This is a genomic window from Mesorhizobium sp. B2-3-6 (assembly GCF_006442305.1).
Classification (GTDB): Bacteria; Pseudomonadota; Alphaproteobacteria; order Rhizobiales; family Rhizobiaceae; genus Mesorhizobium.
On the sequence record NZ_VFVW01000001.1, the window covers coordinates 879,293 to 899,267 of the forward strand.

Below are 19,975 nucleotides of genomic sequence, written 5' to 3' on the forward strand. Positions count from 1 at the left end.
GCTGTGTGCACACGTCGCTGTGATCGGCGCCGCATTTCTCGCGGGAGGGATCAGCGCTGCGGCAGAAGGGCTGCGCGCAGGCGGTTGCTGGTGACGGCCGGAGCCCCTCGCGGGCTCCGGCGCGTGCCGAGCAGTTTGCACTTTTCGGCAAAGGTCATCAGCGCGTAAAGCCCAAAAGCAAGGCGGAAAGCGCCGCCTGCGGGTCGCTGGGCGGCGAGGCCGGCCAGCCGATGTCCTTCTGGACATGCGCCGGCAGGCTGTTCAGGGCGCGGACGGCCTTGTTCCTGGCACGGGCCTGCCTGATGGTCGCACCGTAGCGGCCGAGATTTTCGAAGATCGACATTTTCATCTCCCTTGAAGAACGGCGACGGCCGAGGATTATCTTCGACCGCCGTTCGATGCCGGGTAAATGCGCCTGCCATGTATCGGTCGGATTTCGCGAAAACGGTGATTTGGTTTCCGGATCAGTCATTCCGGAAACATTTGCATACAAATGAAATTGCAGGGCGATTGACACCCCCGAGCGATCGCTTCTTGGCCGCGTCCAAGAGGGCGTGCCGCGATCCTACCTAGCTTGCCCGTTGACAGCAGATGGCGGATGTCTGCTATTGTGCATTGCAGCATCGGGGGTGCGGGTAAGGAGTATGGCGTGAATGACATTCACAGTATCCAATACCTTCGAGGACTCGCCGCTTCCGCGGTAGTTTGCTTTCACATCAACGAACAGTTCGGCGGTCCGTTCGCGGTCGGTGCTGCTGGCGTCGACCTGTTTTTTGTCATCAGCGGTTTCATCATGTGGGTGACCACGGCCGATCGCCCTGCCAATCCACGGCGTTTCATATGGCGTCGGATTGTTCGCATCGTGCCGCTCTATTGGATCGTCACGGTGCTGACCGCGCTGGCAATTTTCCTCAAGCCGCAATTTCTCTACGGACATGTGCTGAGCCCGGAAAATTTTTTCGGCTCGCTGGTGTTTCTTCCGATCGTGCAGGATGGGGTACTTCATCCCGTGGTGATCCAGGGCTGGACGCTGTGCTATGAAATGATGTTTTACGTCATTTTCGCCTTGGCGCTCTTTTTAGGCGAGAAGCAGCGTTTTGCCGCGCTGATCGGCGTGCTGACGGTGATGGTCGCATCGAACTTGCTGCTCAAAGGCTACCGCTTTACCTCTCCCCTCATGCTCGAGTTCGCGGCCGGCATTGTTATCGGGCGGCTGTGGATGGAGGATATTCGGCTCCGGCTTGTGCCGGCGCTGGCGCTGGTTGTTGGCGGATTTCTCCTGTTGATGACGATCCAGATGCTTGACCCCGAGCTGCCTCGTGTTCTGCGTTGGGGTATTCCGGCGACCCTGATCGTTGCCGGAGCGGTTTTTGCCGAGCGTGCCAGACCGTTCAACCCCGTGGCCCTGCTTACATTTTTTGGTAGTGCCTCGTATTCGATCTACTTGTGGCATGTGCTGGTGGTTGTCGTGGTAACTGGCATCATGCTGCGGCTTGGGGTTCCGCCAAATTGGCAGCCGGCGCCGATTGCCTTGATCAGCATCGCGCTTTCCGCGATGCTTTACCTGTCGATTGAAAAGCCGCTGACGGGCTTTCTCAACCGGTCGCGCGTCAAAAGCATGCCGTTGCTGGCTCAGCGGCCCAGCTTGCGCTTGCCATCGAATGAGGCAAACGACTGACAAGCGGCCAAGGCGCCTCGGCGTTGCATTGTGCCCTAATTTTATTCCCGGCCACGTCGCGCGGCGTGGCCTTCGCGCGAGCGCCGGCGCGGGGTGGCGTCGCCGGCGATGCCGTCTTCGCTCACCGTCTTGCGCGGCGGCAGCTTCACCGCCGCCGACAGTTTCGGGAACGGATCGACCTTGTTCGGCAACGCCATCGCATAGACGAAGTGCTCCTGGAATTTGGGCTCCAGTGCGGTCTCGATCTTCTCGATCTGGCTCACCGTCTCCTCGATCTCGCGACGATAGCCGCGATTGAGCAGCGCCATGCGCGCGCCCGCGCCGGCGGCGTTGCCGACGGCCGAGACCTTGTCGAGGTCGCAATCGGGGATCAGGCCCAGCACCATGGCGTATTTCGGATCGATGAAGGAGCCGAAGGCGCCGGCGAAGTGGATGCGGTCGACATGCTCGGTGTTCTGCTTTTCCATCAACAGCTTGGTGCCGGCATAAAGTGCTGCCTTGGCGAGTTGGATGGCGCGCACGTCGGTCTGGGTGATGGTGATCTTCGGCTCGCCTTCCTTCAGCACGTAGGAGAAGGTGCGGCCGTTGGCGACGATACGCGGCGAGCGCATGCTGAGCGATCCGTCGACGACGCCGTCTTCGGAAATGATGCCGGCCAGATACATCTCCGCGACGATCTCGATGATGCCGGAGCCGCAAATGCCGGTGACGCCGGTCGCCTGCACGCTGTCGAGGAAGCCCGGCTCGTCGGACCACAGTTCAGAGCCGATGACGCGGTATTTCGGCTCGAGCGTGTCGGGATCGATGCGCACGCGCTCGATGGCGCCGGGCGCGGCGCGCTGGCCGCCGGAGATTTCGGCGCCTTCGAAGGCCGGACCGGTGGGCGAGGAAGCAGCCACGACCCGGGCACGATTGCCGAGCACGATCTCGGCGTTGGTGCCGACGTCGACGATCAGCATCATCTCGTCCTGACGATGCGGGCCCTCCGACAGCGTCACCGCCGCGGCGTCGGCGCCGACATGGCCGGCGATGCAGGGCAGCATGTAGAGACGTGCGCCCGGGTTGAGCTTGAGACCGATATCCGAGGCCTTGATGCGCACCGCGCCCGAGACGGCGAGCGCGAAGGGCGCGCCGCCGAGCTCGGTCGGATCGATGCCGAGGAACAGATGGTGCATGATCGGATTGCCGACGAAGACGGAATCCAGGATGTCGTTGCGCTGGACACTGCCTTCCGCGCAGACCTTGTCGACGAGGCCCGAGATCGCCTCGCGCACCGCGACCGTCATGCCTTCGCGGCCATCCGGGTTCATCATCACATAGGAGACGCGGCTCATCAGATCCTCGCCGAAGCGGATCTGCGGGTTCGACGTGCCTGACGAAGCGGCGACGCGGCCCGACAGCAGCGACACCAGATGCATGGCGATGGTGGTCGAGCCGATATCGCAGGCCAGCCCATAGGCCTCGTTCTTGAGGCCGGGCCACAAAGCGATGACGCGCGCGATATCGCTGTCGGCATCCTTGTGGATGGCGGCGGTCGCGGTCCAGTTGCCCTTGCGCAAGATGCCCTGCACCTGCGGCAGCAAATAGAAATCGAATTCGAGGTTCTTGAAGTTCCAGTCCTTCATCAGCGCGATCTTGAGCCGGTCGAGATCGCCTGAAGGATTGTGCATGTCGGGTTCTTCGATTTCGACATAGCACATGCGGATTGCCGTATCGCGCGCGATCACCCTGGTGTCGGCATCCTTGCGGATGGTCTGTGCGTTGATGACCGTGTCCTGCGGCACGTCGATGACAAGGTCGCCGAGGATCTGCGCCGAGCAGGAGAGGCGGCGCCGTTCCGGCAGGCCGCGCACGCGCTCATAGCGCTCTTCCTTGGGCCCCTTGGGCGAGATGTGGTCGTTGGAGGAGACGATCTTGTGCTTGGCGAAATTGCCTTCCTGCACCTCGATCTGGCAGCGCCCGCAAGTGGCGCGCCCGCCGCACACGCTCTCGACATAGACGCCGAGCTGGCGCGCGGCGTCGAGCACCGGCGTGCCGACCGGAAACCGCCCGCGTTTGCCCGACGGCATGAACAGCACGAGCGGATCGGTGATGTTGGTATGCGAATTCACGATTGCGCGCTTATCCCCTTGCCATGCGGGCTTCACGACCGCCACGACGGCGACCGCCATTGCCGCCGCCTTCGCCTGGTGCATTGACCGCCGTCGGAGCGGCGACCGCTTGGCCGCCTTCGGCCGGCTTGTAATCCTTATAGGTGCGAATCCAGTTGGTGCAATTCTCGTCGGTGCCGTTCAGAACGTTGGCGCCGCGCACGGCTTCCATTTCCTGCGGACGCACCGGGTTCATGATGGCCGATGTCATGCCGGCGCCGATCACCATCGGGATGAAGGCGGCGTTGATGCCGTGGCGGTGCGGCAGGCCGAAGGAGATGTTGGACAGGCCGCAGGTGGTGTTGACCTTCAGTTCCTCGCGCAGGCGCCGCAGCAGGGCGAACACCTGGCGGCCGGCGTCGCCGAGCGCGCCGATCGGCATGACCAGCGGGTCGACGACGACGTCATGCGCCGGAATGCCGAAATCGGCGCAGCGCTGCACGATCTTCTTGGCGACGGCGAAGCGCACATCCGGATCCATCGAAATGCCGGTCTCGTCATTGGAGATGGCGACGACCGGCACGTTGTATTTCTTGATCAGCGGCAGGATGGCTTCGAGTTTTTCCTCCTCGCCGGTGACGGAGTTGACCAGCGGACGGCCCTTGGCGACCTTGAGCGCCGCCTCGATCGCGGCGGTGACCGAGGAGTCGATCGACAGCGGCAGGTCGACCAAGCCCTGGACGATCTCCAGCGTCTGTACCAGCAATGCCGGCTCGGTCGCGTTGGGGTCGACGGCGGTGACGCCGGCATTGACGTCGAGCATGGTGGCGCCGCAAGCGGCCTGTTCCAGCGCGTCCTTGATGACGGTTTCGAAATTGCCGGCGATCATCTCGGCGGCGAGCTTCTTGCGGCCAGTCGGGTTGATGCGCTCGCCAATCACGCAGAAGGGCTGGTCGAAGCCGATGATGATTTCTCGTGTCGCCGAGGCAACGATGGTCCGGGTCATGAAATCTCTCCGTCGTGATATAAAGAGTTCTTTATATCGTTATCTCTTGTCGATCAAGCGAATGGTGGTTCTCCGCGCAAGTCAATGCGCGGTCTTCACCATGTCCACCTGGGTTTCGGTAACATCGTCGTGCAGGATATGGTCGAGCCGGTCGGCGACCATCTGGTCGTCGCGGCGGATTTCGCGCTTCCACGGCTGGCGGCCCTTCAGCACGCCCGATTCATCGACGATCTCGGCGACATACTCCTCCTGGCGGTAGGCCATCACATGGACGCCTGAAACGCCTGGGATTTCCTTCACCTCGTTGATGATGTCGATGCAGAGCTGCTTGCCTTCCTTCTTCTGGTCCTGGGCGCCTTCCAGCCGCTTGATGACGGTATCGGGAATATGGATTCCCGGCACGTTGGAGCGGATCCATTTGGCGGTCTTGGCCGAGGCGAGCGGTCCGACACCGCACAGGACGAACACTTTCTCCGTGTGGCCGAGATCGCGTGCCTTTTGCATGAAGGTCTTGAACATCGGTACGTCGAAACAATACTGCGTTTGGACGAACTGAGCGCCGGCGGCGATCTTCTTGCCGAGATGGATCGGGCGGAAGTCGAAGGGTGGTGCGAACGGATTGACGGCCGCGCCGAGGAACAACTGCGGCGGCGTGGTGAGCTTGCGGCCGGACAGGAACTTGCCGTTGTCGCGCATGATGCGGATGGTTTCGAGCAGCGACATGGAATCGAGGTCGAACACCGGCTTGGCGCCGGGCTGGTCGCCGGCCTGCACGCCGTCGCCTGTCAGGCACAGCATGTTGGCGACGCCCATGGCAGCCCCGCCCAGCACGTCGCCCTGGATGGCGATGCGGTTCTTGTCCCGGCAGGCGATCTGCATGATCGGTGCGTAGCCCATGCGGGTCAGGAGCGCGCAGATGCCGACCGACGACATATGACAGTTGGCGCCCGACGCATCGACCGCATTGATGGCATCGACCCAGCCGTCGAAGATCTTCGCCCTGTTGTAGACGTCTTCGGGGTCGGCGCTGTCGGGCGGGTTGAGCTCGGTGGTGACCGCGAATTCACCGCGTCGCAGGACGCGTTCGAGCCGGCCGCGCGAGGTGTGGCCGGGCAAGGGGTCGAGCGGCAGATGGATGCCGGCCGGGTTCTCGTCACGCTGGCGGGCGATCATGCGGCCGCTCCGGTCTTCGCATCGGCCGCGGCTTCACGGGCGGCTGCCGCCTGCGCGGTGACGCGCAGCCAGGCGGACGTTTCGCGCAGCGACTGGTCGACCGGCTTCTGCACTGCAAGAATCCTGTCGCCGTGCTCCATGTTGCGCGCCCCTTCCCAGGCCTTGACCCAGACGCAAGGCATATCGGGCTCGACCTCGCAATTGCCGTTGGCGCGCACGCCGCCACAAGGGCCGTTGCGCAGCTGCTTGGGGCAGTTCATCGGGCACGACATGCCGGTCGAGGACAGGATGCACTGGCCGCACATGCGGCAGTCGAACATGAAGCCCTTGACGCGCTTTTCGACAAACTTCACCGGGGCCTCGACACGGCTGTAGCCGATGCCTTTCCACAAAGGATGCAGCAGGAGGAACGTGTCGGCGAAGCGGGCATAGAACCATTCGAGCAGGCGCGAGTGCCGGACTGACCATAATCTCACCGCGAAAGAACGCTGCACGCGGCGCTGTGGCGACACGTCGGCCGGCTTGTAGTCGGATTTCGGTGCCGCCTTCTTGACCAGGGTGGCCTGGGTGACCGGCTGGAGGGCCGCCGGGCTCTCCTTGGCGGGAATGGTTTCAGACATTTTCTTTGCCGCCCGCCTTCACCAGAGCGACCAGCCGCTCGCGGTCATATTTCGCGTCGATGTCCTGGAATGCCTTCTCGACCTCGGCTTCGAGGTCGTCGCCGACCGGAACCGGATCGGCCTTGCGCCATTCGGCTAGATAGTCGTCCGTGCCGCCGGCGCCGGTGCGCATGGCGCACATGTCGATCGCCTCGGTGAAGCGCAGCGGCAGTTCGCGCTTGGCGTTCTGGCGGCCTTTCCTGACGATGACCTGGGCAGGGATGTCGCGCCAGTAGACGACGATCAGATCGGCCATGAATTCTCACTCCTCGATCTGCGAGCATTGCCGCATGCGCAATTGGGCCGCTTGTTATGGGACGACGCGCGCGCATTCAAAAGCGACGCATTTGGATGTCGTAAAATGAAAGGCAATCTTCAATGTCGGCCTGAGGTAGAAATCAGCAGGAATGATCGATGCTGCCATCGAAGCCATTGTGCCTCAGATCGGCAATGCGGACGATCATGCTCCGTTTGGGATCGAATGGAAGATCCTGAAAAGCGAAGTCGCGATAGAAGTCTCTTACGCCTTCGTCCAGCGGGTGTGTGATAACGCCGAAGCAGCCGATATTGCTGGAAAACCGCACCGCCGTCCTGAGCGCAAACAGGAGAAGGGAGCGCCCGCAGCCGCGTCCCTGATATTTGCGATCGACGGCCAACTGGCCGAGCAGGATTACCGGAATGGGATCAGGCCGATTACGCTGTGCCGATTTGGGCAGGTATGCGCGTTCGATATGGCCAGCGCTCAGCGCAACGTAAGCCGCTATCCCACCGGTTTCGGAATCACAGATGAGGCTCGTCCGCGACAATCCATCCTGCTGGTTGCGCCATGCATGACGGCGAAGCCAGTTGTTCAACGACTCACGACCGCAATCGAAAGCGTCCCAGCTGTCATCTCCGGCAAGCGGGCGGGGTGGCGTCAGTCCCGCCATACTGGCCTGGACGCAGCAAGCCTTTGCAGTCCAGGCATGGTCGTTGGCGTCGATTTCGCCCAGGCCTCGAATTGTTCCCAATCGACTGCGGGAATAACGACGACACGGCCGCCCAAAACCTCCATCTCGGCCGCCTCAACAGCCTTGCGCCGAATGAAGTCGCTCAGATTTGTATGAGCCTGCCTGGCGGCGGCCTCGAGAATGTCACGCTCGTCCGAGGTGACGCGAACGCTGACAGGCGCCATGCTGGACATCGATAGGGCTCCATATTTTGTATGACAATAGCATACGATCGCCAGTATCGCCAGCGCTACCAGATGCCGGTTCTGAGCCCCGTCCAGAGATAGAACCAGATCGTCGGGTGGTACCACTGTTTAGATGGCAGGCCTGGATCGAACGTCACGAGTTTTCCGGCCAGAGCATCGCTGACCGCCTCGACGCAGATGTCGCGCGAAAACGCCGTTTGGCGCAGCGCATAGCTTGAGATCGTGTCGCCTGGTTTCGGCTGACCGTAGGCCTGTTTCAGCACGCCGCCCGTATCCACGCCGGCATCGACCAGATGCACCGTGGTGCCGAAATTCGCGGAATCGCCCGATGCCAACGCCCAGTAGCCGCCGTTCATGCCGCGATATTTCGGCGTGATACCTGCATGATAGTTGAGCACCGGGCAAGGCATCCTGGCCAACATGTCCTTCGACAGGAGTCGGCAGCCGTTAAGCAGGACGATGCCTGGCTGGATTCTCTGGATCGCCGCTAGACACTCCGGCCCGTTGGCCGAGGCAACATGGATGATCTCTTGGCCCGGCCGCGGCTCGGTCTCGAGCTTCTCCTGCGCAATCAACCGGGCGGCATGGCTGGCGTAGAGCCGCTTGCCCAGCCTGCTCAGCACCATCGTGCCGAGCTGGCCGGTGGCCTGCAGCCAGCCCTGGCGCCGGGCACGGCCAAGCAGCAATCGCTTTTTGGATTCAGGGACTTCCAGGATCACGATGACTGGGCCGACACGGTCGGCGATGGCGTTGACCATTGCCCATACGTGCTGGCCTCCTCCGGTAACGACCACGATCGGTCTCGGATCGGTTTCCGGTATTGCCATTGATCTTGCCACCCCTGGGACCAACTGCCACGGCCGGAGCTTAGACGAGGCGGGTTAATCCTTGGTATGCCGGAGCCGTCAGGAAGGCTCCGCTCAGCGCTTGAACTCCATGATGTCGAGCTTCGATTCGTAATAGGGAGCGGGGAACTCGATGCGCCATTCCCCGGCGCTATTGCGGAAGGCGTAGCCGACCTGGTCTGTTTGAGAGCCGCTGCCATAGGGTTTTGCTTGGTCGTTGTTGACGGAACCGGAACCGAGATAGATCGCGCGCTTTTCGCCGTCGTCGAAGAAGCGGCCCTTGGTGCGCTGCGAGCCGGTGAGCTTTTCCAGCCGCCAGCCGGAGCCATCGTCGGTCACCCGGCATTTGAACCAGCCATAGATAACGAGCGGGCTCAGCCCGCCCACCTTGATGGTGCGGCATTGCCATTTGCCGGTGAGGTCCTTCTCGGAGAAAGCAACCAGCGGCTTGGCAAGCAAGGCGTCGAGCTGCCTGACCTCGCCAGGATTGCCCGCCTTCGCCTCGGCAAGAGCCGCCTTGCGCGTCTCGCCATATTTGTCCAGCCGCGCCTTGTCGGCGGCGGTGATCAGCTTCTGCACCTCGCCGTCAGCAAGCGCGGGCAAGGTGCAGCAGAGAAGGCCGGCAACGGCAAGCATCAGGCGAAGGGTCATCGGCATTCCTCGTCGGTGTCCGGCAGCCGACCACTGGACGGCGCCTTTGCATGGGTTGCGCGCAATTTACCCATTCGCGGCAGGCTGTCATCCGTGCTTAACAACGAAACCACGCCGCGATCCAAATTAAGGCAATTGGCCTGGGAACAAATCAAGGCCATTCTCCAGTAGAAGGCGGCGATCCGTCCTGTCTTCGCCTTCGGAAAGGGCGATAATCGCCAATCGCCGCGCAAGAGGGCCGCAGCCCAGCCAGCGTCAGACGTCAGACGTCAGCCGCGGCCTTGGCCAGCCCAGCCGTCAGATCGCCATAGCCTGTCGCGCGCCGCTCATAGACGAGGCCAAGCAGTTTCGCGGCCTTTTCCGCGACCTTGTCGAGCTCCGGATCGTCGGTCTGGGCCAGGTAGATCAGCTTCTCGTAATTGCCGAAATAGTCCTTGATCAGCTCCGGATGCCTGTCGAGGCCGAGCGGCTTCATGAAGAAGGCATCGAATTGGCGGCAGAGGAAATCGGTCATGTAGAAGGACATCATGTCGTCGTCGGCGACCTTCGCATAGGCATCCATGCCCTGGTAGAAGGCGAAGCAATGCGGACCGGCCATGCGTTCGACGCCATGCTTCTCGCAGACCCGATCGAGCAGGCCGCCGGTGCCGCAATCGGCGTAACCGACGAAGATGTTGCTGTAGCCTTCCGCCTTGGCCTTTTCGATGGCCTTGTCCATCGCCGGCGCGATGCGGTCCGGATAGAAATGAAACTCGGCCGGAAGGCATGTCAATTCAAGGTGATCGAGCCCGAGCTGTTCCTTGACGGCCAACACCTCGCGCGCAATCATCCCGCAGGCGATGATGAGCAGCTTGTCCGCTTGATTCTGCTTGGGTCTGGGCATCTTCATGAAACCAGCCGAGCCGGCTTTCGTTGCTGTGGGGCGATCTACCGAGAGAGGGATAAACCGTCGATGAAACTGTTACGCATTGCGCCAATCGCAATCCTGGCTTGTGCCCTGGCCCTTTCGGCCTGTGCCAACACCGTTCGCGGCGTCGGCAGGGATATCAAGTCTACCGCGAAAGCCGTTGACGATACCGTCAAGAAACCCTGACCGCCGCTCCCGACATCTGGGAACAAAAAAGCCGCGCTGCAAGGCGCGGCTTCGGCTGTTGAGCGTCCGCCTTGCCTTGTATCAGGCGGAAGCGCGCACATTGTGTTTACGCTTCATGTAGTCCTTGGCCGTCTCGACCGCCACAGCGGCGTCGCGGCAATAGGCGTCGGCGCCGACCGCCTTGCCGAATTCCTCGTTCAGCGGCGCGCCTCCGACCAGGACGACGTAGTCGTCGCGGATGCCCTTTTCCTTCATCGTGTCGATGACGACCTTCATGTAGGGCATGGTCGTGGTCAGCAGCGCCGACATGCCGATAATGTCCGGCTGGTGCTGCTCGATGGCATCAAGATATTTCTCGACCGCATTGTTGATGCCAAGGTCGATGACGTCGAAGCCGGCGCCTTCCATCATCATGCCGACGAGGTTCTTGCCGATGTCGTGGATGTCGCCCTTGACGGTGCCGATCACCATCTTGCCCTGCTTGGGCGCGCCGGTGGCGGCGAGCAGCGGGCGCAGGATGAACATGCCGGCCTTCATCGCATTGGCCGACAGCAACACTTCGGGAACGAACAGGATGCCGTCGCGAAAATCCTCGCCGACGATGCGCATGCCTTCGACCAGCGCTTCCGTGAGCACCTTGTAGGGCGCCCAGCCGCGCTCGAGCAGGATGCGCGTGCCTTCCTCGATCTCTTCCTTCAGACCGTCGTAGAGATCGTCGTGCATCTGCTGCACCAACTCGTCGTCGGAAAGCTCGGAGAGGATAATCTCGTCGTCGGACATTGTTTCTCAGGCTCCTTGCTGCCGGGAACGACCATGGCAGCTTAAAATCAATGCGCCAATACCTAACCCGCAAGGGGCGGGTATCCATAGCTGATTTGCGACTTCCCGCAAAAGGAAAGCGACTGAAAAATCTATCGGTTTTCTTGTCGATTTTGCGACAGGCGTTGGCGCGGACGGGCCGTTTCGAATAGGGTGCATGGCTACGATCCGCCGGAAGCCGCGTTAGGCGGCCACAACGGTTCCGGGCCGGGCGCTAGTCAAGCCGGTCCAAATTCAGGGAAGAACGATCATGAGCGAACACGCGGCAGTGGACCAGGAAGCGTCAAACGCGCGACGTGGACGCGGCGCCAGCGGCGGGGCGGCGGCAAGGCGGGCGGCGCGTTCGGGCGGCGGTCCCGGCACCCAGCTCACCTACATCAAGCGCAAGATCAACGTCTATGAAGTGCTGGACGAGGAAGGCCTGGCGCTGATCGAGAAGAACACCGACACGGTGCTCGAAGAAATCGGCATCATCTTCCGCGACGATGCGGAGGCGTTGCAGCTGTGGAAAGAGGCGGGCGCCGACGTCAAGGGCGAACGCGTGCATTTCCCGAAGGGGCTCTGCCGTTCGCTCTTGAAGACCGCGCCCCCCATCTACACCCAGCATGCCCGCAATTCCGAACGCTCGGTGCAGATCGGCGGCAATGCTACCGTCTTCGCCCCGGTCTATGGCCCGCCCTTCGTGCGCGACCTCGACGGCGTCAGGCGTTACGCGACCATCGAGGATTTCCAGAATTTCGTGAAGCTCGCCTATATGGCGCCTTCGATCCACCATTCGGGCGGCACCGTGTGCGAGCCGGTCGACGTGCCGGTCAACAAGCGCCATCTCGACATGATCTACGCGCACATCAAATATTCCGACAAGCCGTTCATGGGCTCGGTCACCGCACCGGAACGTGCTGAAGACACGGTCGCCATGGCCAAGCTGGTGTTCGGCGACGACTTCGTCGAAAACAACACGGTCCTGACCAGCCTGATCAACGCCAACTCGCCGATGGTCTTCGACGAGACCATGCTTGGCGCGCTGAAGGTCTATGCGCGCCACAACCAGGCCTGCATCGTCACGCCGTTCATCCTCGCCGGCGCGATGAGCCCGGTGACGGTGGCCGGCACGCTGACCCAGGTGCTTGCCGAGGTGCTTGCCGGCGCTTCGTTCACGCAGCTGATCCGGCCGGGCGCGCCGGTGCTGTTCGGCACGTTCGCCTCGTCGATCTCGATGCAGTCGGGCGCGCCGACCTTCGGCACGCCGGAGCCGTCGCTGGTATCCTACGGCGCCGCACAGCTCGCACGGCGCCTCGGCCTGCCGTTCCGCACCGGCGGTTCGCTCTGCGCCTCGAAAATCCCCGACGCGCAGGCAGCTTATGAAAGCGCCAACACGCTGAACTCGACCATTCTGGCCGGCACCAATTTCGTCCTCCATTCGGCCGGCTGGCTCGAGGGCGGGCTGGCGTCCTGCTACGAAAAATTCATGATGGACATCGACCAGCTCGGCATGACGCAAAAATTCTCCGAAGGCGTCGACCTGTCGGAAAACGGCCAGGCGATGGACGCCATCCGCCAAGTCGGGCCGGGCAGCCACTATCTCGGCTGCGACCACACGCAGGCGAATTTCCAGACTGCCTTCTATCGCTCCAACATCGCCGACAACAATTCATACGAGCAGTGGCTGGCCGAAGGCGAGAAGACCGCGCCGCAGCGCGCCAACGAACTCGCCCGCCGCTGGCTGGAATCTTATGAGGCGCCGCATCTCGATCCGGCGATCGACGAAGCGCTGAAGGACTTCATCGCCAAGAAGAAGGGGTCGATGCCCGACGCCTTCACGTGAAAGGAGCCCGAGTCAGGCGGGGCTAAAGTCGCCAACATCATCCACAAGGAAGTCTGGCGGAGCGCCTTCTCCGATCCGGTCAAGAAGGGATGATTCCTTCGCGCGGCAGGATGGAGGAGATTGCGGCCGCGCTTGGCGCCGACGGCCTCATCCTGCGTGGCGGCTTCACCTTTGGGGACGGCGAGGCGGCGCCTTGTGGCCGCTCCGGTGCACCAACCAGGTCGGCGCTGCTGGTGGGACAGGCGGGGGCAGCACCCTGGCCGCATTTTCTGCGCTGGCGTGAAAAGCAGCCGCGAGCAATCGCCAATCCGCTCGACACCTGGTCCCGGCAGGTCATAGGCGCGGTCGCGGAAGAATTCGGCGCACGCGCCGTGTCGCCGTCCGACAAGCCCTATCTGCCGTTCCAGCGATGGGCGATGCGGGCCGAGGGCCTGAAGCCGTCACCGCTCGGCATCCTCATGCATCCGCGATATGGGCTTTGGCATGCCTATCGCGGCGCGCTGCTGTTCGAGGACGAGATCGCGCTCCCGGAGGCTCGCGAGGCGGTCCATCTTTGCGACACCTGTGTCGACAAACCGTGCCTGAAATCCTGTCCGGTCGATGCCTATTCCATCCAAGGCTTCGCCTACCAGGCCTGCTTGGCGCATGTGCGCGGGCCGAGTGGCGGGCCCTGTTGTGACGGCGGCTGCCTTGACCGCAACGCCTGTCCCTATGGCACAGCCTATCGCTACCCCTCAGAGGTGCAGGCCTTCCACATGGCAGCGTTCGCGGGCCGGTAAGCTCGTCGCGCTGCCGCACGAAATGTTGACTGCCAAAATCAGGCAACAGCTTGCCCTGTCGGCGTGCCCGGATATGTATCGCCCAGCACCGAACGGAGCTGGCGATGGCGAAACAAGACCTTCAGATCAAGACCAGGGACGGTATGGCGAGGGCGGGGCTGTTCCGCCCGGCCAACGCTTCCCCGCCCAAGGCCGGCATCATCCTCTATATGGATGCCTTCGGCCCGCGCCCCGCGCTCGACGGCATGGCCGGGCGGCTGGCGGACGAGGGCTATCCGGTGCTGGTGCCCGATCTCTTCTATCGCAACGCGCCCTACGGTCCTTTCGATGCCAAGACCGCCTTCGTCGAGGAGAGAACCAAGGTGCCGCTAATGGCGCTGATCAGCGGCACGACGCAGGAGATGACGATTGCCGACAGCGGCGCCTTCCTCGACGCACTCGCTGCCGAAGGCGTCACCGGGCCGATCGGCGTTGTCGGCTATTGCATGGGCGGCGCGCGGGCGCTGAACGCAGCCGCCTCCTATCCGGATCGCATCAGGGCGGCGGCCAGTTTCCATGGCGGCAATCTCGCCAGCGACGCGGCCGACAGTCCGCACCGCAAGGCGGGGTCGGTCAAGGCACGCGTCCATGTCGGCATGGCCGGCGTCGACAGGAGTTTTCCGCCCGAACAATCAGCGCGGCTGGCCGAGGCGTTCAGGGCGGCGGAAGTCGATTACGTGCTGGAGAATTATGTCGGCATGGCGCATGGCTGGTGCGTGCCGGACCACAGCGTCTACAACGAAGATGGCGCCGAGCGGCATTGGAACCGGTTGATCACCCTGTTTTCCGAGACGCTCGGGTAAAGCCAATCTTCGAGAGGTCGGCGCCGCCCCTCATCCGCCCTTCGGGCACCTTCTCCCCGTAGAACGGGGAGAAGGAAGAGGTACCAGTAAAAAAATCTTTCCCTCACCCCAAGGATTGGCCATTAGCCTTCGTCCAACAGGCAAATGATGGCGATGATGCTGGATGAGAGCGAAGCCTCCGACGCCGAACTGATCGGGCGGGCGAAGGGCGGAGACAGGGGAGCTTTCGGCGCGTTGCTCGAAAGGCACTATGACTTCGTCTATCGCGCCGCCTACCGCTGGTGCGGTCGGAAGGCGGATGCCGAAGACATCGCCCAGGAAGTCTGCGTCCGGCTCGGCAAGGCGATCCGCGACTATCGCGGCGGCAGCGCCTTCACCACGTGGCTCTATGCCATGACGCTGAACGCCGCGCGCGACATGATGCGCAAGAGCGCCCGCGAGACGGTCAAGACCGAAGCCTATGGCGTCCATGCGCTGATTTCGGGCGAGGATCCTGCCGAGAACGAGGATCCTGCCGAGGCGATGTGGGTCGCGGTGCGGCAACTGCCCGACAAGCAGCGCGACGCCGTGCTGCTGGTCTATGGCGAGGGCTTGAGCCACGCCGCCGCCGCCGAGGCGATGGCGATCTCGGAGACGACGGTTTCCTGGCACATCCATGAAGCGAAGAAACGGCTGAAGACGCTCATGCGTTCAGCCGGGGAAGTGTGAGCATGGTCGACGAGAACGAACTCAAGAGGCTGCGCGACATAGTGATCCCGGCTCCCGGCGAGAGCGCGAAGGCGCGCGCCTTCGAGGCCGCCTTGCGCGCCTATGATGAGGAAAATATTTCCGCCGTCAGCCAAGGATCGGCCGGCGGCCTTCGTCTCACAGAGCGAGCACGAAAGCTCTGGAGCGAAATCATGCAAAAGAAACTCATTGCCACGCCGGCTATTGCCGGGCTCGTCGCGCTGCCGATCGCCGGATACGCCACTTTCCATATGCTGAGGGAACAGCCGTCCACTTTCGGCGGCGGCGAAAAGATCACCGAGACGCTGGCCGACAAGCCCGCCACGGTGAAGCCGCTGGCTAAACAGGCCACGGGCGATCAGGCGATCGACAAACCGCTCGCAACGAGCGCGCCTGAGAAAGACAAGAAGACCGACGCGGAAAGCCGCGACGAAACGGAGGCCTTGGCGGCGCCGAGCAAATCCGAATCGGCCGTTGCTGGAGGCCTGGCGCCGCAGAATGCGCAGGAACAGGTTGCGCCGGCGGAACCTGCGCCACCTGCGCCAACGGGCGCGTTCGCCCTGGATAGCACTGCCGCGCCCAGCACGTCGCGAGCCGCACGCATGTCCAAAATGATAGCACCGCAGCAGCCCGCCATGGCGCCGGCGGACCAGATCGCACCACAGGAGGAAAACCGCGATCGCGTCCAGGATTTTAAGACCAATCCGGTACATTCGGCACTCGAGGACCCGGTCTCGACCTTTTCGATCGACGTCGACACCGCCTCCTATTCCTTCGTGCGCCGTTCGCTGAAGGAGGGCTTCCTGCCGCAGGCCGACACGGTGCGGGTCGAGGAGATGATCAACTACTTCCCCTATGACTGGAAGGGGCCGGATGCGGCGTCGACGCCGTTCAATTCGACCGTCAGCGTCATGCCGACGCCGTGGAACGCGCACAGCAAGCTGATGCATGTCGCCATCAAGGGTTTCGACGTCAAGCCGGCCGAGCAGCCCAAGGCCAATCTGGTGTTCCTGATCGACGTCTCGGGCTCGATGGACGAACCGGATAAATTGCCGCTGCTCAAGGCGGCATTCCGGCTGCTGGTCAGCAAGCTGAAGGCCGACGACACCATCTCGATCGTCACCTATGCCGGCGATGCCGGCACGGTGCTGATGCCGACAAAGGTTGCCGAGAAGGACAAGATCCTCAACGCCATCGACAATTTGCAGCCGGGTGGCTCGACGGCCGGCGAGGCCGGCATCAAGGAGGCCTACAAGTTGGCCGAGCAGTCCTTCATCAAGGACGGGGTCAACCGCGTGATGCTCGCCACCGACGGCGACTTCAATGTCGGCCAGAGCGACGACGACGATCTCAAGCGCCTGATCGAACAAGAGCGCAAGAGCGGCGTCTTCTTGTCGGTGTTCGGCTTCGGCCGCGGCAATCTCAACGACGAGATGATGCAGACCATCGCCCAGAACGGCAATGGCACCGCCGCCTATATCGACACGCTGGCCGAGGCGGAAAAGGTGCTGGTGGAGGATGCCTCCTCGACGCTGTTCCCCATCGCCAAGGACGTGAAGATCCAGGTCGAGTTCAATCCCGCCAAGGTCTCGGAATATAGGCTGATCGGCTATGAGACCCGCGCCTTGAACCGCGAGGATTTCAACAATGACCGGGTCGATGCCGGCGAGATCGGCTCGGGCCATTCGGTCACCGCAATCTACGAGATCACGCCCAAGGGCAGCGGCGGCGAACGGATCGATCCGCTGCGCTATGGCCAGGCCGCGATGAACAATGGTGGCGTCGCCAATGCGGACGAATACGCCTTCGTCAAGATACGCTACAAGCTGCCCAACGAGGACGTCTCGAAGCTGATCACCACGCCGGTGACGTCAGCCAACGAGGTGGCATCCTTCGACCAGGCCGGCGCCGACCAGCGTTTCTCCGTCGCCGTCGCGGCGTTCGGCCAGAAGCTGCGCGAGGAGGATGCAACGGCGAAGTTCGGCTACGACAAGATCTTGGAGATCGCCACAGCCGCCCGGGGAGCCGACCCGTTTGGGTACAGGTCCGAGTTCCTCTCGCTTGTGCGCCTTGCCTCGGCGCTGGGCGGCAACCGCTGATGTTGATGACGGTCGGTTTCTTCCAGATGGGGTCGTTCTGATGGGAAAACCGGCCACGGGCGGGTGAGGCGAGGCCGGCGAGGGGGCATTCCCTGCCGGCCCGTTTTTTGCGGGAATTTGCGATCGTTAAATTGCGCGGCATTTCCGGTACCGGATCGCAATTTCCTCTTGTTACGCCGGATAGGTGTGTGGGGCTGAGGGAGCCGGAATTGCAGATCAGGACTACCGCCAACTCGACACCGCCGGCACGGGACGCTTCGGCGGCCGCCCAATCAGCCGAATCCAGGCGCATCGGCGACGATGTCGCGCAGGCGCGCCACACCGCCATGTCGGCTCTGACCAACGACCGTTTCCGCATTATGCTGGAGCAGATCACCGATCCGGTTTCATCCGGAGCGCTGATGACGATGCGCGGCGCCAATGTCGTCGATCTTAAATCGGCGCAGTCGAGCTACGCCGACAACAGCGAATAATTAGAAAGCGGTGGCTTCAGGCCCGGCTGCGACGACGCTCGCGTCGGGCCTCACTGGTCTCGGCGGTGTTCGCCGTGGCCACCTTGTTGCGCATCGGACCGATGCGCTCGACGATCGTCTCGACGGTCGGACGATCCGCCTTGGTGTGGGCGTCGAGCGCCTTGCGCATGGCGGCCAGGTGCTGGAACGAGGTGCCGCAGCAGCCGCCGATGATTTTCGCGCCGCCGTCGACAGCAAGACGCACATAGTCGGCCATCAGTTCGGGCGTGCCGGAATAGTGGATCTCGGTGCCGCGGAATTCGGGAATGCCGCAATTGCCCTTGACGATCACGGTTGCCTCCGGCTTCGCCTGCGTCATGTCGAGCAGCGAGGCGAGGATGTCGGAAGCGCCGACGCCGCAATTGGCGCCGACGCCGAGAGGGGCTTGCGACAAGCCGTCGGCGACGCCGTGTATGTCCTTCGGCAGCAGGCCCATCATGGTGCGGCCGGCTGTGTCGAAAGACCCGGTATAGGTATAGGGCAGGCCGACGCGGATCGCCGCTTGGGCGGCGGCACGGATCTCGTCGGGCGCCGACATGGTCTCGATCCAGGCGACCTCGGCGCCGCCCTCCTTGAGGCCTTCGATCTGCTCGGCGAAGGCGTCTACCGCCTCGTCATAGGTCATGGCGCCAAGCGGCACCAGCAACTCACCAGTCGGGCCAACGGAGCCGGCAACGATCACCTTGCGGCCGGCCTTGTCGGCGACCGCGCGGGCGATCTCGGCGGCGCGCTTGTTCAGGGCGTGCACGCGGTCCTGCGCATGATGCAGCTTCAGCCGGTGACGGGTGCCGCCGAACGAATTGGTCAGGATGATGTCGGCGCCGGCGTCGACGAAATTCTGGTGCAGGCGGGTGATGGTGTCGGGCGCGGTCTCGTTCAGCAACTCAGGCGCCTCGCCAGCCTCCAGACCCATTGCGAACAAATTGGTGCCCGTGGCGCCGTCGGCCAAAAGCACGCCTTTTTGCGCCAGCAGCGCGTCGATCGGGTTGGTCGTCGTCATCGGATTGGCTTTCACATTCTGAAGTCGAATAAGGATATAAAGAAGTCTTTATGTCCAGTCAATGAAATAGCGACGGCGGAGTCGCAGTTGAAGGGCGCGGTTACGGGTGCCGCTGTCATGCGGAACCTGATGGAAACGACAGGCCAGCCAGATTGCGCGCGAAGCTTGCTGCCTCATGCGGGTTGACGTCGGCGGCCCGGATCAGATTGTCGAAATGCCGGGTCAAGGCCTGGACCGGCTGGGTGGCATTCAGCACGACGTACATGTCGCCGACATAGATGGCGGCGCGGTAAGGTCCGAAGATGGTGAGCGGGATCGAATAGCGCATGCGGCCGTCGTAGAGAAACAGCCGGAAAGTCGGATAGAGATCGTCAAGCAGCGTCGCCATATGGGCGAGTTGCTGCCGACGGTCGGCCTCCGGAAAGCGGTCCCAGACGCCGAGGCCGCGTGCGAAAATCTCCAGCGTGTGTCGCGGCATGCAGACTTCCATGTCGGTCTCTGGGCGCCGGTTGTATTCGATGCGGTATTGGGTCTCGCTGGCCTGTGCGAGCCTGCTCCTGTTGGTGATGTTTGCCTCATAGTCGACCAGCGCGTGCGTCCGCAGAAGATCGGGGATGCCGGCCGGCACATAGCGGATCTTGGTGCCTGCGGCCTCGGCGAACCATCTGGCCAGAAGCGTGCGGTCGAAACCGTCGGGGGCTTCCTCGATCTCCAGGCTTTCGCGGATTTCACCGGTGACGCCCTCGTCCTGGCTGAGGCCGAGCAGCCAATCCAGCGACACTTTGAACTCGGCCGCGATGTTGAGCAGCGTTTCGGCCCGCGGCAGGCGCGTCGACGCGCCGGACATCAGCTGTGACAGCGCCGACCGATCGATGCCGACGGCGGTGGCGAAGGCGGACTGGTTGAGGTCGGACCTTGTCAGGAGCAACTTGAGACGCTCCCGAAAGATTGCTGACAGATCTCGTTTGTCCATCTTCCAAGTC

General features: G+C 62.8%; 21 protein-coding genes. 7 read left to right on the forward strand and 14 right to left on the reverse strand.

All coding sequences use genetic code 11. The annotated features are described in order from the left end of the window. Positions 1 to 157 precede the first annotated feature (157 nt). Complete coding sequence (locus FJ953_RS04265; protein WP_140495872.1) at positions 158 to 343, reverse strand: hypothetical protein; 186 nt, start codon at positions 341 to 343, stop codon at positions 158 to 160. A gap of 306 nt (positions 344 to 649) precedes the next feature. On the opposite strand from FJ953_RS04265, the gene FJ953_RS04270 reads away from it, so the two are divergent. Beyond that, positions 650 to 1,678, forward strand: a complete 1,029-nt coding sequence (locus FJ953_RS04270; RefSeq protein WP_224619890.1) for an acyltransferase — start codon at positions 650 to 652, stop codon at positions 1,676 to 1,678. Positions 1,679 to 1,719: 41 nt separating this feature from the next. On the opposite strand, the gene FJ953_RS04275 is transcribed toward FJ953_RS04270, so the two are convergent. The 11 genes from FJ953_RS04275 to FJ953_RS04330 all read right to left on the reverse strand — a co-directional run bounded on the left by FJ953_RS04275 (position 1,720) and on the right by FJ953_RS04330 (position 11,170). Next, positions 1,720 to 3,849: an ASKHA domain-containing protein gene (locus tag FJ953_RS04275; protein ID WP_140495647.1), complete on the reverse strand. Its 2,130-nt coding sequence runs from the start codon at positions 3,847 to 3,849 to the stop codon at positions 1,720 to 1,722. Further along, complete coding sequence (locus FJ953_RS04280; RefSeq protein WP_140495648.1) at positions 3,800 to 4,774, reverse strand: methyltetrahydrofolate cobalamin methyltransferase; 975 nt, start codon at positions 4,772 to 4,774, stop codon at positions 3,800 to 3,802. Before FJ953_RS04280 ends, FJ953_RS04275 begins: the two co-directional genes overlap by 50 nt. Positions 4,775 to 4,855: 81 nt before the next feature. Further along, positions 4,856 to 5,947, reverse strand: coding sequence for a methylenetetrahydrofolate reductase (locus FJ953_RS04285; RefSeq protein ID WP_140516341.1), 1,092 nt, complete (start codon positions 5,945 to 5,947; stop codon positions 4,856 to 4,858). Next, a complete protein-coding gene (locus FJ953_RS04290) occupies positions 5,944 to 6,567 on the reverse strand; it encodes a methylenetetrahydrofolate reductase C-terminal domain-containing protein (protein WP_140555039.1) in 624 nt (207 codons plus the stop codon). Before FJ953_RS04290 ends, FJ953_RS04285 begins: the two co-directional genes overlap by 4 nt. After that, positions 6,560 to 6,862: a virulence factor gene (locus tag FJ953_RS04295; RefSeq protein WP_140516337.1), complete on the reverse strand. Its 303-nt coding sequence runs from the start codon at positions 6,860 to 6,862 to the stop codon at positions 6,560 to 6,562. Before FJ953_RS04295 ends, FJ953_RS04290 begins: the two co-directional genes overlap by 8 nt. Before the next feature lie 142 nt (positions 6,863 to 7,004). Then, the gene (locus FJ953_RS04300) at positions 7,005 to 7,460 is read right to left on the reverse strand and encodes a GNAT family N-acetyltransferase (RefSeq protein WP_318012537.1); all 456 of its coding nucleotides are present in this window, start codon (positions 7,458 to 7,460) and stop codon (positions 7,005 to 7,007) included. Between the two features lie 62 nt (positions 7,461 to 7,522). Further along, positions 7,523 to 7,789, reverse strand: a complete 267-nt coding sequence (locus tag FJ953_RS04305; protein ID WP_140559615.1) for a DUF6290 family protein — start codon at positions 7,787 to 7,789, stop codon at positions 7,523 to 7,525. A gap of 56 nt (positions 7,790 to 7,845) precedes the next feature. Further along, complete coding sequence (locus tag FJ953_RS04310; RefSeq protein ID WP_140579817.1) at positions 7,846 to 8,628, reverse strand: formyl transferase; 783 nt, start codon at positions 8,626 to 8,628, stop codon at positions 7,846 to 7,848. Positions 8,629 to 8,721: 93 nt separating this feature from the next. Then, positions 8,722 to 9,297 carry a DUF4893 domain-containing protein gene (locus FJ953_RS04315; protein WP_140579816.1) on the reverse strand — a complete coding sequence of 192 codons (576 nt, stop codon included), beginning with the start codon at positions 9,295 to 9,297 and terminating at the stop codon, positions 8,722 to 8,724. Between the two features lie 262 nt (positions 9,298 to 9,559). Beyond that, positions 9,560 to 10,186 carry a DUF1638 domain-containing protein gene (locus FJ953_RS04320; RefSeq protein WP_140516331.1) on the reverse strand — a complete coding sequence of 209 codons (627 nt, stop codon included), beginning with the start codon at positions 10,184 to 10,186 and terminating at the stop codon, positions 9,560 to 9,562. A gap of 285 nt (positions 10,187 to 10,471) precedes the next feature. After that, the gene (locus tag FJ953_RS04330; protein ID WP_140495658.1) at positions 10,472 to 11,170 is read right to left on the reverse strand and encodes a B12-binding domain-containing protein; all 699 of its coding nucleotides are present in this window, start codon (positions 11,168 to 11,170) and stop codon (positions 10,472 to 10,474) included. A gap of 289 nt (positions 11,171 to 11,459) precedes the next feature. Here FJ953_RS04330 and FJ953_RS04335 point away from each other — a divergent pair, with 289 nt between their 5' ends. From FJ953_RS04335 to FJ953_RS30375, 6 genes are all read left to right on the forward strand, one after another. After that, complete coding sequence (locus tag FJ953_RS04335; protein WP_140495659.1) at positions 11,460 to 13,034, forward strand: trimethylamine methyltransferase family protein; 1,575 nt, start codon at positions 11,460 to 11,462, stop codon at positions 13,032 to 13,034. An 89-nt stretch (positions 13,035 to 13,123) separates the two neighbouring features. Then, positions 13,124 to 13,813, forward strand: a complete 690-nt coding sequence (locus FJ953_RS04340; RefSeq protein ID WP_140495660.1) for a 4Fe-4S dicluster domain-containing protein — start codon at positions 13,124 to 13,126, stop codon at positions 13,811 to 13,813. Between the two features lie 104 nt (positions 13,814 to 13,917). After that, entirely contained in the window at positions 13,918 to 14,655 is a 738-nt protein-coding gene (locus FJ953_RS04345) for a dienelactone hydrolase family protein (protein ID WP_140623260.1), read from the forward strand. Between the two features lie 147 nt (positions 14,656 to 14,802). After that, the gene (locus tag FJ953_RS04350; protein WP_140495662.1) at positions 14,803 to 15,363 is read left to right on the forward strand and encodes an RNA polymerase sigma factor; all 561 of its coding nucleotides are present in this window, start codon (positions 14,803 to 14,805) and stop codon (positions 15,361 to 15,363) included. Between the two features lie 2 nt (positions 15,364 to 15,365). Then, on the forward strand, positions 15,366 to 17,480 hold the full coding sequence (locus FJ953_RS04355; RefSeq protein WP_140623262.1) for a VWA domain-containing protein: 2,115 nt from the start codon (positions 15,366 to 15,368) through the stop codon (positions 17,478 to 17,480). A 209-nt stretch (positions 17,481 to 17,689) separates the two neighbouring features. Beyond that, a complete protein-coding gene (locus FJ953_RS30375; protein ID WP_181165302.1) occupies positions 17,690 to 17,953 on the forward strand; it encodes a hypothetical protein in 264 nt (87 codons plus the stop codon). Positions 17,954 to 17,969: 16 nt separating this feature from the next. Here the strand turns inward: FJ953_RS30375 and bmt are convergent, their stop codons facing one another. Together bmt and FJ953_RS04370 are read right to left on the reverse strand one after the other, a co-directional pair. Beyond that, positions 17,970 to 18,992, reverse strand: a complete 1,023-nt coding sequence (gene bmt / locus FJ953_RS04365; protein ID WP_181165301.1) for a betaine--homocysteine S-methyltransferase — start codon at positions 18,990 to 18,992, stop codon at positions 17,970 to 17,972. Positions 18,993 to 19,107: 115 nt separating this feature from the next. Beyond that, complete coding sequence (locus tag FJ953_RS04370; RefSeq protein WP_140495665.1) at positions 19,108 to 19,965, reverse strand: helix-turn-helix transcriptional regulator; 858 nt, start codon at positions 19,963 to 19,965, stop codon at positions 19,108 to 19,110. Positions 19,966 to 19,975 lie beyond the last annotated feature (10 nt).

What these genes read in the sequence shown, in the direction of transcription:
- FJ953_RS04265 (WP_140495872.1), bottom strand. Translation starts at nt 343, where the DNA reads ATGTCGATCTTCGAAAATCTCGGCCGCTACGGTGCGACCATCAGGCAG.
- FJ953_RS04275 (WP_140495647.1), bottom strand. Translation starts at nt 3,849, where the DNA reads ATGGCGGTCGCCGTCGTGGCGGTCGTGAAGCCCGCATGGCAAGGGGAT.
- FJ953_RS04280 (WP_140495648.1), bottom strand. Translation starts at nt 4,774, where the DNA reads ATGACCCGGACCATCGTTGCCTCGGCGACACGAGAAATCATCATCGGC.
- FJ953_RS04285 (WP_140516341.1), bottom strand. Translation starts at nt 5,947, where the DNA reads ATGATCGCCCGCCAGCGTGACGAGAACCCGGCCGGCATCCATCTGCCG.
- FJ953_RS04290 (WP_140555039.1), bottom strand. Translation starts at nt 6,567, where the DNA reads ATGTCTGAAACCATTCCCGCCAAGGAGAGCCCGGCGGCCCTCCAGCCG.
- FJ953_RS04295 (WP_140516337.1), bottom strand. Translation starts at nt 6,862, where the DNA reads ATGGCCGATCTGATCGTCGTCTACTGGCGCGACATCCCTGCCCAGGTC.
- FJ953_RS04305 (WP_140559615.1), bottom strand. Translation starts at nt 7,789, where the DNA reads ATGTCCAGCATGGCGCCTGTCAGCGTTCGCGTCACCTCGGACGAGCGT.
- FJ953_RS04310 (WP_140579817.1), bottom strand. Translation starts at nt 8,628, where the DNA reads ATGGCAATACCGGAAACCGATCCGAGACCGATCGTGGTCGTTACCGGA.
- FJ953_RS04315 (WP_140579816.1), bottom strand. Translation starts at nt 9,297, where the DNA reads ATGACCCTTCGCCTGATGCTTGCCGTTGCCGGCCTTCTCTGCTGCACC.
- FJ953_RS04320 (WP_140516331.1), bottom strand. Translation starts at nt 10,186, where the DNA reads ATGAAGATGCCCAGACCCAAGCAGAATCAAGCGGACAAGCTGCTCATC.
- FJ953_RS04330 (WP_140495658.1), bottom strand. Translation starts at nt 11,170, where the DNA reads ATGTCCGACGACGAGATTATCCTCTCCGAGCTTTCCGACGACGAGTTG.
- FJ953_RS04335 (WP_140495659.1), top strand. Translation starts at nt 11,460, where the DNA reads ATGAGCGAACACGCGGCAGTGGACCAGGAAGCGTCAAACGCGCGACGT.
- FJ953_RS04340 (WP_140495660.1), top strand. Translation starts at nt 13,124, where the DNA reads ATGATTCCTTCGCGCGGCAGGATGGAGGAGATTGCGGCCGCGCTTGGC.
- FJ953_RS04345 (WP_140623260.1), top strand. Translation starts at nt 13,918, where the DNA reads ATGGCGAAACAAGACCTTCAGATCAAGACCAGGGACGGTATGGCGAGG.
- FJ953_RS04350 (WP_140495662.1), top strand. Translation starts at nt 14,803, where the DNA reads ATGGCGATGATGCTGGATGAGAGCGAAGCCTCCGACGCCGAACTGATC.
- FJ953_RS04355 (WP_140623262.1), top strand. Translation starts at nt 15,366, where the DNA reads ATGGTCGACGAGAACGAACTCAAGAGGCTGCGCGACATAGTGATCCCG.
- bmt (WP_181165301.1), bottom strand. Translation starts at nt 18,992, where the DNA reads ATGACGACGACCAACCCGATCGACGCGCTGCTGGCGCAAAAAGGCGTG.
- FJ953_RS04370 (WP_140495665.1), bottom strand. Translation starts at nt 19,965, where the DNA reads ATGGACAAACGAGATCTGTCAGCAATCTTTCGGGAGCGTCTCAAGTTG.